This window comes from Leifsonia araucanica (assembly GCF_051161895.1).
Taxonomy (GTDB): domain Bacteria; phylum Actinomycetota; class Actinomycetes; order Actinomycetales; family Microbacteriaceae; genus Leifsonia.
Map to the genome: position 1 here is coordinate 2,406,550 of NZ_JBMBTW010000002.1, position 13,833 is coordinate 2,420,382.

The following is a 13,833-nucleotide window of genomic DNA, read 5'->3' on the forward strand; positions in this document are numbered from 1 at the left end:
TCGCCATGCGACGCGCCCGGCAACCTCCGGTTACGGCTCGATGAACGCGCGGAGGCGGATCGGCGGGCCCGGCACGCTCGACCCTCTCGCCGATATCGGCGGGCCCGGCGCATCCACCTGTTGCAGTTTCGTGACGACCGGTGCAATATTGCAGCATGACCGTCGACGACAACACGCGCGCGTTCGATCCGGGGATCGTCACCGACTTCCGAAAGCGGATGTCGTACGGCTCCTATCTCGACCTGGAAACCCTGCTCAGCGCCCAGAAACCGGTGAGCATGCCTGAGCATCACGACGAGCTGCTGTTCATCATCCAGCACCAGACGACGGAGCTCTGGCTGAAGCTCGTCCTCCACGAACTCGAGTCGGCCCGCGACCTCCTCCGCGCCGACCAGCTCGCCCCCGCGCTGAAGCGCATCGCCCGCGTCAAGCACATCCAGAGGACCCTCACCGAGCAGTGGTCGGTGCTCGCCACACTGACGCCGACCGAGTACGCGGAATTCCGCGGCTTCCTCGGCAACTCGTCCGGCTTCCAGTCGTACCAGTACCGCGCCGTCGAATTCGTGCTCGGCAACAAGAACCGCCGGATGCTCAGCGTCTTCGAGAACGACCCCGTCGCGCACGCCCTCCTCGCCCAGCTGCTGGAAGCGCCCAGCATCTACGACGAGTTCCTGCGCTACCTGGCCAGGGCAGGGTTCGGCGTGCCCCAATCCGTGCTCGACCGCGACGTGACGGAGGCATACGTCTTCACTCCCGAACTCGTCCCTGTCTTCCGCGGCATCTACGAGAACGCCTCGGACAACTGGGCGGAGTACGAGGCTTGCGAAGAACTCGTCGACCTGGAGGACAACTTCCAGCTCTGGCGCTTCCGCCACCTCAAGACCGTGCAGCGCACGATCGGCATGAAGACAGGCACAGGAGGCTCGACCGGCGTCGGCTTCCTGCAGAAAGCCCTCGAACTCACCTTCTTCCCCGAACTGTTCGCCGTGCGCACCGAGATCGGCGCCCCGCAGTGAGCGCGTCCGCGCAGCGGTACACGTTCGACGCGGTCTGGGACGGCCACGCCTTCCGCGGCCACGCCACCTACGAGGTCGACGGCAACCTGCTCCGCGCCGTCACGCCCACGCCCACCGCCACCGCCACCGCCACCCCGGCGGCACCAACCACGGTCGCGGCACCTGCCCCAACCACGCCCGCCACCTCCACCCCCATCCACCTCGGCGGCGCCCTCATCCCGCACCTCACCGACCACCACACGCACCTCGGCCTCACCGACCAGCGCGCGCTCTTCGCCGCTGGCATCACCGACGCCGTCGATCTCGGCTGGATCCCCGAGGTCGCATCCACCTGGCTGGAGGGCGATCTCGACCGGCCGGCGGTGGCGATCGCCGGGGCCCTGCTCACCTCTCCGGGCGGATATCCGGTCAACGCGGGCTGGGGACCTCCCGGGTCGAGCGCCGAGCTGACGGGGCCGAGTGCTGCACGGGATGCGGTTCGTAAACAGGTCATGCTGGGAGCCTCTCGCATCAAGGTCGCCCTCAACACCGACGCGGGAACAACGGTGGATAACTCCACGCTCGCCGCGATTGTGGAGGAGGCAGCGGCCGCCGGAGTCCCCGTCACGGTCCACGCGCAGGGCGAGGGTCAGGTGGCCCGCACCATCGCAGCCGGCGCCGATCAGCTCGCGCACGCGCCCTTCTCCGAACGCGTCGACGACGCCGACCTCGTGCGCGCCGTCGACGCCGGGATGTCCTGGGTGTCGACCATCGACATCCACGGCTGGGGAACGCCGACGGCCGACTTCGCGGTGGCGCAGGACAACATCCGGCGCTTCGTCGCTCTGGGCGGCCGGATGCTCTACGGCACCGACCTCGGAAACGGCCCGCTGCCGGTGGGCGTCAACCAGCGCGAGCTCGAGGCGCTCTCCGACTGCGGGCTGGACGACGCAGCACTGCTGACGTCGATCGCCACAGCCCCTGCGGGCACAGCGCCCGCACCGTCGGCCGCCGAAGCGCACACCCCCACCTCTCCCACCGACCTCATCGGCCCACGCTTCGCGTGGCTCCCGACCGTCCTCCCGCCGCTCACCGCATCCACTCCCGGCACTCCCTCCCGCGTCCCCGCGTGGCTCGCCACCGCTCGCGGCTGCACCGTCGCATCCCTCCGCACCCACACCCAGGAGCCCGCATGACCGACCAGACCGCACCCACCCCGGGCTCCCCCGCCACACCCACCCCGCCCCCGTTCACCGCCGCCGACCTCCCCACCCCATCCACCCCGTCCGACTTCGCCGACCCGAGCGCCATCCCCGACCCGCTCGCCACGGCACGCGCCCTCGACGCCGCCGACCCGCTCGCCGCATACCGCACCCGGTTCGCGGGCATCGACGACGACACCAGCAGCGTGGTCGCCTACCTCGACGGCAACTCGCTTGGACGTCCGACGCGGGCGAGCGTCGAGCGCATCCATCGTTTCCTGCTCGACGGCTGGGGCGGGCGGCTGATCCGCGGCTGGGATGAAGAGTGGCTCGAACTGCCGTTCACCATCGGCGACGCCATCGGCCGTTCCGTGGTCGGGGCGGCGCCCGGGCAGACGTTCGTCGGCGACTCGACCACCGTCATCCTCTACAAGCTGGCCCGCGCGGCAGTGGATGCGCAACCAGAGCGCACCGAGATCGTGCTCGACACCGACAACTTCCCCACCGACCGCTACGTGCTCGACGGGATCGCGCGCGAGCGCGGCCTCACCCTGGTCTGGATCGAGGCGGACACGCACGCGGGCGTCACCCCCGAGCAGGTCGCCGCCGTCGTCGGGCCGCAGACCGCGCTCGTGGTGCTGAGCCAGGTCGCGTACCGCTCCGGATTCCTCGCCGACGTGCCGACGATCACGCGCATCGCCCACGACGCCGGCGCTCTGGTGCTCTGGGACCTCTGCCACTCGGCGGGCTCCGTGCCGGTCGAACTCGACGCCTGGGGCGTCGACCTGGCGGCCGGCTGCACGTACAAGTATCTGAACGGCGGCCCAGGCGCTCCGGCCTTCGGCTACGTGCGCGCCGGGTTGCAGGACAGCCTCGTCCAGCCGATCCAGGGCTGGATGGGCACCGCCGACATGTTCGCGATGGGTCCGGAGTATCAGCCGGCCCCGAGCATCCGGCGGTTCATCAGCGGGACGCCTCCGATCGTCGGGATGCTCGCCATGCAGGACACCATCGCGATGATCGCCGAGTGCGGGATCGACGCCGTGCGCACCAAGTCGGTCGCGCTGACCGAGTTCGCGATCGCCCTGGCCGACGAGTGGCTCGCGCCGCTCGGCGTCACCGTGGTCAGCCCGCGCGACGCCGAGCGGAGGGGCGGGCACGTGACCCTCGACCATCCGGCGATGCGTCAGGTGACCGCGATGCTGTGGGAGCGCGACGTGATCCCCGACTACCGCGACCCGGACGGCCTCCGCCTCGGCCTGTCCCCGCTGAGCACGAGCTTCGAGGAGACGTACCGCGGAATCGTCGCCGTGCGGGATGCGCTCGGCGAGCTCACGCATGACTGACCTGCCGACGGCGGCAGTGAGAGCGACAGCAGGCACACCACCGCCAGACATCCCGCGCGAAGACCTCGAGGCGAGCACCGGCAGTTCCACTGCGCTCCTCCGCACCATCGTCGGCAGCGTGCTGCGCCCGATCGGCGGCTGGATGAGCGCATCCGGGGCCGTCGAACTGCTCGGCGCCCTGGGCATACCGGCCAGCACTGCCCGGTCCAGCCTCGCCAGGCTGTGCGCGCGAGGTGTGCTGGAGCGCCGGTCGCTCGGCGACGCGGCCGGCTACGCGCTCGACCCGGGCGCGCTCCCCATGCTTGAGCGCGGGGACGCCCGCATCTTCACCGCAGTGGATGCCGACGCTCCGGCCGCCTGGTGCCTCGTCTCGTTCTCCCTCCCCGAACACCAGCGCGCACGCCGCCACCAGCTGCGCCGCCGCCTCTCCGCGCTCGGCTGCGGCACCGTCGCCGACGGCCTCTGGATCGCGCCCGCCAGACTCCAGGCCGAACTCTCCGAGACCATCGACGAGCTCGGGATGCGCGACCAGGCCGTCCTGTTCACTCAGGCCATCGCACTCGGCGACCTCTCGGATGCGCTGCCACGCTGGTACGACCTGGCGGCCATCCGCGCGGCGTACGACGGATTTCTGGCGCGCCACGCGCATCCGGTGGCCGACCTGGACACGACCCCCCGCAATGCGTTCGCCCGCTGGGTGCGCGCCCTCGACGAGTGGCGCGTGATCCCCTACCTCGACCCCGGGCTGCCGCTCGCCGCCCTACCGTCCGACTGGCCGGGCGCAGCCGCCTCATCGGCGTTCTCCACCATCCGCGCACGACTCGAACCGGTCGCCATCTCCTACGCGTCCGCCGTCGCGGCGCCCGACTAGCCGCGCCTCCTCCCGCCCGCGCGAATGAGCGCGCCGCAGCACGGTAGAATCGTCGCATCCCCCGGACCACGCGAGCGGAGTGAAGCCTTGCCAACGATCGTTGTAGAAGTCATGCCGAAAGCCGAACTGCTCGACCCGCAGGGCAAGGCCGTCGCCGGCGCTCTCGCGCGCACCGGCAAGGGCCAGTTCACCGGCGTCCGCGTCGGCAAGCGGTTCGAGCTGACCGTCGACGGACCGATCGACGACGCTACGCGCGCCGCGGTCGAGGAGATCGCGGGCGAGATCCTGTCGAACTCCGTGATCGAAGACGTCGTCGGCATCCACTACCCCGCAGAGGTCGACGCCTGATGCGCATCGGCGTCGTCACCTTCCCCGGCTCCCTCGACGACCGCGACGCCCTGCGTGCGATCCGTCTGGCCGGTGCAGAGCCGGTCGCCCTCTGGCACGGCGAGCACGACCTGCACGGCGTCGACGCACTCGTCCTTCCCGGCGGTTTCAGCTACGGCGACTACCTGCGCTGCGGCGCCATCGCCAGCCTGTCGCCGATCATGACCGAGGTCGTGGATGCCGCAGGCAAGGGCATGCCCGTGCTCGGCATCTGCAACGGCTTCCAGATGCTCGCGGAGGCGCACCTCGTCTCCGGCGGCCTGATCCGCAACGACCACGGCAACTTCATCCGCCGCGACCAGCACCTCACGGTCGAGAACGCTGACACCCCGTGGACGAGCGGGTTCGAGGCCGGCCAGGAGATCGTCATCCCGCTGAAGAACGGCGAGGGCGGCTTCATCGCGTCCGCCGAGGAGCTGAAGCGCCTCGAGGGCGAAGGCCTGGTCGTGTTCCGCTACAAGGGCGTCAACCCGAACGGTTCGCTCGACGACATCGCGGGCGTCCGCAACGAGCGCGGCAACGTGGTCGGCCTCATGCCGCACCCCGAGCACGCGGTCGAGCCCGGTTTCGGCCCGGACACCGACGCGGCGATGCGTTCCGGCATCGACGGTCTCACCTTCTTCACCTCGGTCATCCGCTCCACCCTCGTCGAGGCGTAGGCAGCACCAGGGGGGTTTCCAACTTTCGGACGATTCGGGATGCACGCCGAACCGTCAGGCTGGAAGCATGACCCCTCGTGTGCTGTACCGGACGCTCGCGATCGCTGAGGCGATCACCTGGACCCTGCTGATCGCCGGGATGCTGCTCAAGTACGTGGCGAAGGTCGGCGACTGGCCGGTGCTCGTCGCCGGGTCCGTCCACGGTCTGGTGTTCATCAGCTACGCCGTCGCCTCCGTGCTGGTCGGTGTGAACCAGCGGTGGCGCGTCCCGGTGGTCGTCGTGGCGGTGGCATCGGCGATCGTGCCGTACGCGACCATCCCGTTCGACGTCTGGGCCGACCGCACCGGCCGCCTCGACGGCCGCTGGCGCACCACCCCCACCGACGACCCGCGCGACCACACCGCCATCGGCCGCCTGTTCCGGTGGATGCTCAACCACGTCCCGGTGCTCGCCGTCACCCTGGTCGTCCTCATCGCCGCGATCATGGGCACGCTGCTGATGATCGGCCCGCCGAAGCTGAGCTGAGCTGGTGCAGGCCACCCGGCGGGCCACTCCGTGCGTCGATTGCTTTCGCCGCACCGAGGTGGAACGCTGAGTCCATGCATCGTGCCGGCTGGTCGTCTCTCGCTTTCCTGGTCGGCGCGCTGACCCTCCTGATCGGGGCATTCACCACGCACCTGCCGATCGAGCTCCTCGTGCTGAGCGGTGCCGCGACGCTCGCCGGACTCAACAACCTGCTGCGTGCGACGGTCAGCCGCGACGGCGAGGAATCGAAAAGTGCCGCAGCCGCCGCAGAGACCGGCTCCCGCAGCTAACGCCTCGTCGACGGAAAGAGCGACGGCCCCACATACTCGTCCAGCCACTCCCCGAGCACCCGGGATGCGCGCAGCGCGTCCGCGACGTGCGCCACGACCGCTCTCGACCTGATCCAGTCCGTGTCAGCGGGCCACTCGCGCCAAGTGGCGAGGTTTTTGCGGCGGAGGAGTTCGATCCGCGGGTGCTCCTTCGGGTATCCGCGCGGCGCGGTCTTCAGCGTGTCGTGACTGACCACCGTCAGGTCGCGCGCCTCGACGGCAGCGATCGCCTCCTCCAGGGCCGGACCGCTGTCGTCGTTCGCGACGGCCGCGCGGAAACGGTCGAGCTGGTCCGGCGCCATCGTGTGATATCCCGCCGCCACCCCGAGCCCTGAGGCGGAGAACTGCACGTAGCCGCGTTCGAGCAGCGCGCCGATGTGCGCCTTGTACGGGGACTTGTCCTGGCTGAACCGCACATCCCGGTACGGCCGGAACACCTTGCCGTCGCCGAACTCGTCGGCCAGCTCGGCGATCAGGGCCAGCATCGGAGCGAGCACCTGCGTCTCGTACAGCTCTTTGTGCGACGTCCAGTACGCCTTCGAGTTGTCGGCCTCGAGGCCGAGGTAGAAGTCGGCCGCTGCGGGCGACCAGCCGGTGAACTCCTCCCCGGTCATCGCTTCGCCCATTCCCTCGAAATCTGCATCCCGGGTCCTTTCGACACGACCATCCTGGCACCGCCGCGACGGCGCAGGCCACCCCGCCCTCCGCACCCCTCCACCCCCGGTAGACTGGTCGCATCCCCGCCACCGTCTCCCCTCTTTGGAGTGCCAGCGTGACCGACACCACCACTACGCACGTCGTCGACACCGTCGAGAATGCGATCGCCACTCCCGAGCGCGAGCAGCCGTATGCGGCGCTCGGCCTGAAGGAGGACGAGTACGCGCGCATCCGGGAGATCCTGGGCCGGCGTCCGACGAGCGGCGAGCTCGCCATGTACTCCGTCATGTGGTCGGAGCACTGCTCGTACAAGTCGTCGAAGATGTACCTGCGCCAGTTCGGGCAGAAGGTCACCCCTGCCATGAAGAAGAACCTCATGGTCGGCATGGGCGAGAACGCGGGCGTCGTGGATGTCGGCGAGGGCTGGGCGGTCACCTTCAAGGTCGAGTCGCACAACCACCCCTCGTACATCGAGCCGTTCCAGGGCGCTGCGACCGGCGTCGGCGGCATCGTCCGCGACATCATCTCGATGGGCGCGCGTCCGGTCGCGGTCATGGACCAGCTGCGGTTCGGCGCCATCGACAACCCGGACACCGCGCGCGTCGTGCACGGCGTCGTCTCCGGCATCTCGTTCTACGGCAACTGCCTCGGCCTGCCGAACATCGGCGGCGAGACCTACTTCGACCCGGTATACCAGGGCAACCCGCTGGTGAACGCCCTCTCCGTCGGCGTCCTCCGCCACGAAGACCTGCACCTCGCCAACGCGTCCGGCCTCGGCAACAAGGTCGTCCTGTTCGGTGCCCGCACGGGCGGCGACGGCATCGGCGGTGCGAGCATCCTGGCGTCAGACACGTTCTCGGCCGGCGGCCCCACCAAGCGCCCTGCCGTGCAGGTCGGCGACCCGTTCGCCGAGAAGGTGCTCATCGAGTGCTGCCTGGAGCTGTTCCGCGACAAGCTGGTCGAGGGCATCCAGGACCTGGGCGCTGCCGGCATCTCCTGCGCGACGAGCGAGCTGGCGTCGAACGGCGACGGCGGCATGTTCATCGAGCTCGAGAAGGTGCTGCTGCGCGACCCGACGCTCACCGCTGAGGAGATCCTCATGTCGGAGAGCCAGGAGCGCATGATGGCCGTCGTCAAGCCGGAGCTGCTGGACGCGTTCCTCGCCGTCACCGCGAAGTGGGACGTCGAGACCAGCGTGCTCGGAGAGGTCACCGACACCGGCCGCCTCGTGATCAACTGGCACGGCGAGGAGATCGTCAACGTCGAGCCGCGCACCGTCGCCGTCGACGGCCCGGTCTACGAGCGTCCCGTCGCATACCCGGCGTGGATCGACGCCCTGCAGGCCGACAGCGCCACCCGCCTGGCCCGCCCGGCCGGCGGCGACGAGCTGCGCGACCAGTTCCTCGCCCTGCTCGGCAGCGCGAACCTGGCCGACAAGGGCTGGATCACCGACCAGTACGACTACTTCGTCGGCGGCAACACCGCCCTCGCCTTCCCGGACGACGCCGGCATGATCCGCGTCGACGAGGAGAGCGGACTCGGCTTCGCCATCGCCACCGACGCGAACGGCCGATACTGCCAGCTCGACCCGAAGCAGGGCGCCGTGCTGGCGCTGGCGGAGGCGTACCGCAACGTCGCGTCGTCCGGTGCAGTGCCCGCCGCCGTCACCGACTGCCTCAACTTCGGCAGCCCGGAGAACCCCGAGGTCATGTGGCAGTTCTCGCAGGCCGTCGAGGGCCTGTCCGACGCCTGCCTCGAACTCGAGATCCCGGTCACCGGCGGCAACGTGTCGTTCTACAACCAGACCGGCACCAAGCCGATCTTCCCGACCCCGGTGGTCGGTGTGCTCGGCGTCATCGACGATGTGGCCCGCCGCATCCCGAGCGGGTGGCAGGACGAGGGCGACAACATCTACCTGCTCGGCGTCACCCGCGAAGAGCTCGACGGCTCGGCCTGGGCCGGCACCGTGCACGGGCACCTCGGCGGCCGCCCGCCGGTGGTCGACCTCGCCGGTGAGCGCAACCTGGCGGAGCTGCTGCACGCCGCCTCGCTGGAGAGCCTGGTCGCCTCCGCGCACGACCTCTCCGACGGCGGCCTCGCGCAGGCTCTCGCCGAGTCGGTCATGCGTTTCGGCGTCGGCGCCCGCGTGTGGCTCACCGAGATCATGGAGCGCGACGGCGTGGATGCGGCGACCGCACTGTTCAGCGAGTCCACCGGACGCGTTCTCGTCTCCGTCCCGCGCGAAGACGACGTGAAGTTCCGTGGCCTCTGCGACGGACGCGGCATCCCCGCACTGCGCATCGGCGTCACCGACGCCGAGGTCGGGGCGCAGCCGGTGCTCGAAGTGCAGGACCTGTTCACCGTCGGCCTCGAGGAGCTGCGCGGCACCCACCGCTCGACCCTCCCCGAGCACTTCGGCCCGGTCGTCGCGTAGTTCGAACGGAGTTCTGGCGCGACTCGCCGCTCGTTTCTCCGTCTGAACGGAGCTGCGGGAGGCGAGGCGCCGCGTTTTCCGCGTGAGCGGAGCGGAGCGGAGCGCGCCGGCTAGGCCGGCTCGTCCACGAGTTCGGCCTGCCTGCGCGTGAACAACCGCACGCGCTGCTGCGTCAGCAGGATGCCCGCGAGCACCACCACGGCGCCCACCGGCTCGTTCCAGCTGAGCGTCTCGCCGAGCACCAGGATGCCCAGCGCCACCCCGACCACCGGCGTCACGTACGTCACCCCGGAGGTCGCGGTCGGACCCCACGCGCGCAGCACGTTCATGTTCCAGATGTAGACGACGCCCGTGCCAAGCGCGCCGAGCGCGAGCAGACTGAGCAGCACTGGCCAGCTGAACGTGATCGGGCCCCAGGCGATCACTGGCGTCAGCACGAGCATGATGGCCGCCGCGACCCCGATGTTCATCACGGCGATGGTCGTCGCCGGCATCGCCCTGTGGCTGATGAACCGGCGGATGTAGCCGAAGCTGAATCCGTAGCAGGTGACGGCGCCGAGGCAGGCGAGCTGCCCCCAGACGCTGCCGGAGAGGGCAGCGATCTGCCACGGACCGACCACGATCACCACGCCGAGCACGCCGATCAGCACCCCGAGCACCTGGTCGCGGTTCAGCTTCTCCACGCGGAACGCCGCCGTGACCAGGATGGCCGTGGTGATCGGCGTGACCGCGTTGTAGATGCTCGCCAGGCTCGACGACACGTACTGCTCCGCCCAGGCGAACAGCAGATACGGGATGACGCAGTACGTGATCGCCACCACCAGGAAGTGCAGCCACACGATCGGCTCGCGCGGGAGCCTGCTCCTGGTGATGATCGCGATCACCGCCAGCGTCACCGCGCCGAAGACCAGGCGCGCCCACACCACCTGTCCGAAGCTCACACCCTCGAGCCCCACCTTCATGAACAGGAAGCTGGCTCCCCAGACGAGACCCATGGCGATGAACTGCAGTGCGACCTTCACGGTCTGACGTTATCGGTCCCCACTGACGTCCGCTCGCACGAATCGGACATGGCGCAGCATCCCGCCGCATCCCGCAGCCTCCCGCATCCCGACCGGTCTGTCTCCTGTTGGTATCGTTGGCCGTCGAAGGGGAGGCATTCATGGACGTGGTGGCTGTATTGCAATCGATCGGCGTCTGGGTCTGCCTGATCCTGGCGTTGACCGGCCTCATCCCGGTCATCGCAGCAGCGGCGACGTTCATCGTCATCCCGTTCCACGCCTTCATCAACCACTACGGCAAGGCCAAGCCGTACCTCCCGCGCGTCGCCATCGTGGTGCCGGCCTGGAACGAGGGCGCGGTGATCGGCGCATCCATCGACCGGCTGATGAAGCTCGACTACCCGCGCGAGGCGCTCCGCATCTTCGTCGTCGACGACGCGAGCACCGACCTGACGCCGGATGTGGTGCGCGAGAAGGAGGCCCTCTACCCGGGCAACGTGGTGCTGCTGCGCCGCGACAAGGGCGGCGAGGGCAAGGCGCACACGCTCAACCACGGCATCCGGGAGATCCTCAAGGACGACTGGATGGAGGCCCTCCTGATCATGGACGCCGACGTCATCTACCTCCCGGACTCGCTGCGCAAGATGACCCGCCACTTCGCCGACCCGGAGGTGGGCGCCGTCTCCGCGTACATCCGCGAGGGCAGCAGCGACCGCAACTATCTGACCAAGTTCATCGGCGTCGAATACGTGCTGTCGCAGCCGGCAGCGCGCCGCGCCCAGAACGTGCTCGGCGCGCAGGCCTGCCTGGCGGGCGGCGCGCAGCTGCACACGCGCGAGAACCTGCTCGCCATCGGCGGTCAGATCGACACGTCATCGCTCGCGGAGGACACGATCACCACGTTCGAGACGCAGCTCAAGGGTCGCACGGTGGTGTTCGAGCCGCACGCGCACGTCCTCGCGGAGGAGCCGCGGTCGGTCGACGCCCTGTGGAAGCAGCGGCTGCGCTGGGCGCGCGGCAACGTGACGGTGACGGCGCGCTACAAGAACATCTGGTTCCGCCCGAGCGGCAACCACCACCTGGGCGCGTGGACGTTCGGCATCGTCTGGTTCAGCCTGTGGCTGCTGCCGCTCATCATGATCGTGTCGTCGATCGGCCTGGCCGGACTGCTGTTCCTGCAGGCCGAGTTCGCCACGAACGTCTTCCGCGTGCTCTGGATCTCCGCGGCCCTCGCCTACCTGTTCATCCTGATCCTGGGCTCGCTGACGGATGCGAAGACCAGCAAACGCGAGCTGGGCCAGATCCTGCTGTTCCCGGGCATCGTCAACATCCTGGTGATGCTGACGGCCCTGTTCCCGAAGGTGATGCTGGTCTGGCTGCCCGGCCTGTTCGGCGCGACCCTGGACGGGCCGGCGCTGTTCTGGCTGACGCTCGCCATCTACATCTGGATCCCGTTCTCGATGGTCGTCGCGTGGCTCGCCCGCAAGGCGGACCGCACCCGCGCGGGCGCCTGGCTCGCGCCCGCGCTGATCTACCTGGCCGGGTACGGTTCGCTGCTGTGCGCGATCACGTTCGACTCCTACCTCAAGGAGCTCGCCCACGTCGAGGCGCGCTGGGACAAGACCGAGAAGGTCGGCAGGGTCGCGACGAACTGAGGCGGCGCGCGTCGCCTAGTCGACGATCGTGACCTTGACCGGGATGTTCCCGCGGGTGGCGTTCGAGTACGGGCAGAGCTGGTGCGCCTTCTCGGCGAGCAGGTCGGCCTGCTCGCGACCGACGCGCGGGATGTAGACGTCGAGCTCGACCGCGAGCCCGAACCCGCCGTCCCCGTTCGCCCCGATGCCGACGCTCGACGACACGGACGCGTCCATGGTGTCCAGCTTCTCGCTGCGCCCGGCGGCATGGATGGCGCTGAGGAAGCACGCCGCGTACCCGGCGGCGAACAGCTGCTCCGGGTTGGTCCCCTCGCCGGAGCCGCCCAGCTCCTTCGGCGGACGCGTGTCGAAGTCGAGGAGGTCGTCCTCGCTGCGGACGTGGCCGTCACGTCCCCCACCAGTGGCGTGCGCGATTGCGGTGTAAGCGATATCCATGCCTTCAGCACACAGCAGCGCTCTGAACGGGCGCTGGGAGGGGTGCGGGAGGGGTGGGTGTATGGGTGGCTACCGCCCTAGCGGGAACCGCTGCCCCGAGTACTCCTCCAGCAGCGCCCACACCCGCTCGCCGACCGCCCGGTCGCGCGTGGTCGGCGTCGCGAGCGCGCGCGTCGGCACGCCCTTGGTCACCCAGCGCGGGCCGAGGAAGTCGCCGCCGCGCACTTCCGGGTCCAACGCTGCGCGCACCGGAACCCAGGCGCCGTGATCTTTGCCCTGCGTCCAGGCCGCCTGCAGGTTGTCCGCGAAGCGCTTCACCTTCGACGGCTGGTTGACGCCCCGGATGCCCGGGGTGCGGCCAGAGGTCGAGTATCCGGGGTGCACGACGACACTCGCGATGTCCGCGCCGGCGGCGCGCAGCCGGCGGTCGAGTTCGAAGCCGAACACCTGCGCGGCGATCTTCGATTGCGCGTAGGCCTTCCACGACGTGTACGTGCCGTCGAGCTGCAGGTCGTCGAGCGGGAAGCCGGCGAGCAGCGTTGCCAGGGAGCCGAGGGTCACGATCCTCGCTCCCGGGGTGCGTTCGAGCACTGGCAGGGCGAGCGCCGTCAGTTGGAAGTGGCCGAGCACGTTGGTGGAGAGGACGAGTTCGTTGCCCCGCGCATCCACTGCCCGGTCGGCGGGTGCGTGCACGATGCCGGCGTTGAGGAGCAGCACGTCCAGCCGCTCCCGTTCCAGCAGCGCGGCGGCGGCCTCGGCGACCGAGGCGTGGTCGGAGACGTCGAGCGGTGTCGCCTCGACGCTCGCGCCCGGCACGCGGCGACGGATCGCGGACACGGCCGCCTCCGCCCGTTCCTGGCTGCGGCAGGCGAGCACGACATGCGCCCCAGCTGCCGCGAGCTGTTCGCTCGCGAAGTAGCCGACTCCGGCGTTCGCGCCGGTGACCACGACCGTCTTGCCGTGCGCGTCAGGCACGGCCTCCGGGTGCCAGGTCACTTGGCGCTCTCGGTGGCGATCCGTTCGTGGTGGTGGATGACTTCGGCGACGATGAAGTTGAGGAACTTCTCGGCGAACGCCGGGTCGAGGTGGCTCTCCTCGGCGAGCGCGCGCAAGCGCTGGATCTGCTCGCGCTCACGCTCCGGATCGGCGGCGGGGAGCCCGTGCTCCGCTTTCAGCGCGCCGACCTGCTGCGTGAACTTGAACCGTTCGGCGAGCATGTGCACCACCGCCGCGTCGATGTTGTCGATGCTCTGCCGGATGCTGTGCAGCCGCTCGATCGCTGCGGCGGCGTCCTCGTTCTGACCCATCCTCCGACTTTATCCGACAGGGCTGTATA

Annotated in this window: 15 protein-coding genes; 10 read left to right on the forward strand and 5 right to left on the reverse strand. The window is 69.7% G+C overall.

Going from position 1 to position 13,833, the window contains the following annotated elements; genetic code table 11:
- The first annotated feature begins 155 nt into the window (after positions 1-155).
- The 8 genes from kynA to ACN6M5_RS11565 all read left to right on the forward strand — a co-directional run bounded on the left by kynA (position 156) and on the right by ACN6M5_RS11565 (position 6,276).
- Entirely contained in the window at positions 156-1,016 is an 861-nt protein-coding gene (kynA, locus tag ACN6M5_RS11530; protein ID WP_434949930.1) for a tryptophan 2,3-dioxygenase, read from the forward strand.
- Positions 1,013-2,191, forward strand: coding sequence for an amidohydrolase family protein (locus ACN6M5_RS11535; protein ID WP_434949932.1), 1,179 nt, complete (start codon positions 1,013-1,015; stop codon positions 2,189-2,191). Before kynA ends, ACN6M5_RS11535 begins: the two co-directional genes overlap by 4 nt.
- Positions 2,188-3,543 carry a kynureninase gene (locus tag ACN6M5_RS11540; protein ID WP_434949934.1) on the forward strand — a complete coding sequence of 452 codons (1,356 nt, stop codon included), beginning with the start codon at positions 2,188-2,190 and terminating at the stop codon, positions 3,541-3,543. Before ACN6M5_RS11535 ends, ACN6M5_RS11540 begins: the two co-directional genes overlap by 4 nt.
- On the forward strand, positions 3,536-4,414 hold the full coding sequence (locus ACN6M5_RS11545) for a PaaX family transcriptional regulator (protein ID WP_434949936.1): 879 nt from the start codon (positions 3,536-3,538) through the stop codon (positions 4,412-4,414). The genes ACN6M5_RS11540 and ACN6M5_RS11545 overlap by 8 nt, the downstream gene beginning before the upstream one ends.
- Positions 4,415-4,501: 87 nt before the next feature.
- Positions 4,502-4,762 (forward strand): phosphoribosylformylglycinamidine synthase subunit PurS, encoded by a 261-nt coding sequence (locus ACN6M5_RS11550; protein WP_055898292.1) that lies wholly within the window; start codon positions 4,502-4,504, stop codon positions 4,760-4,762.
- Positions 4,762-5,460 carry a phosphoribosylformylglycinamidine synthase subunit PurQ gene (gene purQ, locus ACN6M5_RS11555; RefSeq protein WP_085371445.1) on the forward strand — a complete coding sequence of 233 codons (699 nt, stop codon included), beginning with the start codon at positions 4,762-4,764 and terminating at the stop codon, positions 5,458-5,460. Before ACN6M5_RS11550 ends, purQ begins: the two co-directional genes overlap by 1 nt.
- A gap of 67 nt (positions 5,461-5,527) precedes the next feature.
- Positions 5,528-5,986 carry a DUF3817 domain-containing protein gene (locus ACN6M5_RS11560; protein WP_434949939.1) on the forward strand — a complete coding sequence of 153 codons (459 nt, stop codon included), beginning with the start codon at positions 5,528-5,530 and terminating at the stop codon, positions 5,984-5,986.
- Between the two features lie 74 nt (positions 5,987-6,060).
- On the forward strand, positions 6,061-6,276 hold the full coding sequence (locus ACN6M5_RS11565; RefSeq protein ID WP_434949941.1) for a hypothetical protein: 216 nt from the start codon (positions 6,061-6,063) through the stop codon (positions 6,274-6,276).
- Here the strand turns inward: ACN6M5_RS11565 and ACN6M5_RS11570 are convergent.
- The gene (locus tag ACN6M5_RS11570) at positions 6,273-6,929 is read right to left on the reverse strand and encodes a DUF2461 domain-containing protein (protein ID WP_434949943.1); all 657 of its coding nucleotides are present in this window, start codon (positions 6,927-6,929) and stop codon (positions 6,273-6,275) included. The two genes, ACN6M5_RS11565 and ACN6M5_RS11570, sit on opposite strands and share 4 nt — an antisense overlap.
- 158 nt (positions 6,930-7,087) lie before the next feature.
- Between ACN6M5_RS11570 and purL the strand changes: the two genes are divergently transcribed.
- Entirely contained in the window at positions 7,088-9,406 is a 2,319-nt protein-coding gene (gene purL / locus ACN6M5_RS11575; RefSeq protein ID WP_434949945.1) for a phosphoribosylformylglycinamidine synthase subunit PurL, read from the forward strand.
- A 110-nt stretch (positions 9,407-9,516) separates the two neighbouring features.
- Here the strand turns inward: purL and ACN6M5_RS11580 are convergent, their stop codons facing one another.
- Positions 9,517-10,428, reverse strand: a complete 912-nt coding sequence (locus tag ACN6M5_RS11580; protein ID WP_434949947.1) for a DMT family transporter — start codon at positions 10,426-10,428, stop codon at positions 9,517-9,519.
- Positions 10,429-10,568: 140 nt separating this feature from the next.
- Here ACN6M5_RS11580 and ACN6M5_RS11585 point away from each other — a divergent pair, with 140 nt between their 5' ends.
- Complete coding sequence (locus ACN6M5_RS11585; RefSeq protein ID WP_434949949.1) at positions 10,569-12,062, forward strand: glycosyltransferase family 2 protein; 1,494 nt, start codon at positions 10,569-10,571, stop codon at positions 12,060-12,062.
- Between the two features lie 15 nt (positions 12,063-12,077).
- On the opposite strand, the gene ACN6M5_RS11590 is transcribed toward ACN6M5_RS11585, so the two are convergent.
- The 3 genes from ACN6M5_RS11590 to ACN6M5_RS11600 all read right to left on the reverse strand — a co-directional run bounded on the left by ACN6M5_RS11590 (position 12,078) and on the right by ACN6M5_RS11600 (position 13,804).
- Positions 12,078-12,497 (reverse strand): organic hydroperoxide resistance protein, encoded by a 420-nt coding sequence (locus ACN6M5_RS11590; RefSeq protein WP_434949951.1) that lies wholly within the window; start codon positions 12,495-12,497, stop codon positions 12,078-12,080.
- A 69-nt stretch (positions 12,498-12,566) separates the two neighbouring features.
- Positions 12,567-13,493 (reverse strand): SDR family NAD(P)-dependent oxidoreductase, encoded by a 927-nt coding sequence (locus tag ACN6M5_RS11595; RefSeq protein WP_434949953.1) that lies wholly within the window; start codon positions 13,491-13,493, stop codon positions 12,567-12,569.
- A complete protein-coding gene (locus tag ACN6M5_RS11600; RefSeq protein ID WP_085371357.1) occupies positions 13,490-13,804 on the reverse strand; it encodes a chorismate mutase in 315 nt (104 codons plus the stop codon). Before ACN6M5_RS11600 ends, ACN6M5_RS11595 begins: the two co-directional genes overlap by 4 nt.
- Between the last annotated feature and the right edge of the window lie 29 nt (positions 13,805-13,833).

Bases quoted from the DNA above. Each gene is read 5' to 3' on its own strand.
- kynA (WP_434949930.1), top strand. From the start codon at position 156: ATGACCGTCGACGACAACACGCGCGCGTTCGATCCGGGGATCGTCACC.
- ACN6M5_RS11540 (WP_434949934.1), top strand. From the start codon at position 2,188: ATGACCGACCAGACCGCACCCACCCCGGGCTCCCCCGCCACACCCACC.
- ACN6M5_RS11545 (WP_434949936.1), top strand. From the start codon at position 3,536: ATGACTGACCTGCCGACGGCGGCAGTGAGAGCGACAGCAGGCACACCA.
- purQ (WP_085371445.1), top strand. From the start codon at position 4,762: ATGCGCATCGGCGTCGTCACCTTCCCCGGCTCCCTCGACGACCGCGAC.
- ACN6M5_RS11560 (WP_434949939.1), top strand. From the start codon at position 5,528: ATGACCCCTCGTGTGCTGTACCGGACGCTCGCGATCGCTGAGGCGATC.
- ACN6M5_RS11565 (WP_434949941.1), top strand. From the start codon at position 6,061: ATGCATCGTGCCGGCTGGTCGTCTCTCGCTTTCCTGGTCGGCGCGCTG.
- ACN6M5_RS11570 (WP_434949943.1), bottom strand. From the start codon at position 6,929: ATGACCGGGGAGGAGTTCACCGGCTGGTCGCCCGCAGCGGCCGACTTC.
- ACN6M5_RS11585 (WP_434949949.1), top strand. From the start codon at position 10,569: ATGGACGTGGTGGCTGTATTGCAATCGATCGGCGTCTGGGTCTGCCTG.
- ACN6M5_RS11590 (WP_434949951.1), bottom strand. From the start codon at position 12,497: ATGGATATCGCTTACACCGCAATCGCGCACGCCACTGGTGGGGGACGT.
- ACN6M5_RS11600 (WP_085371357.1), bottom strand. From the start codon at position 13,804: ATGGGTCAGAACGAGGACGCCGCCGCAGCGATCGAGCGGCTGCACAGC.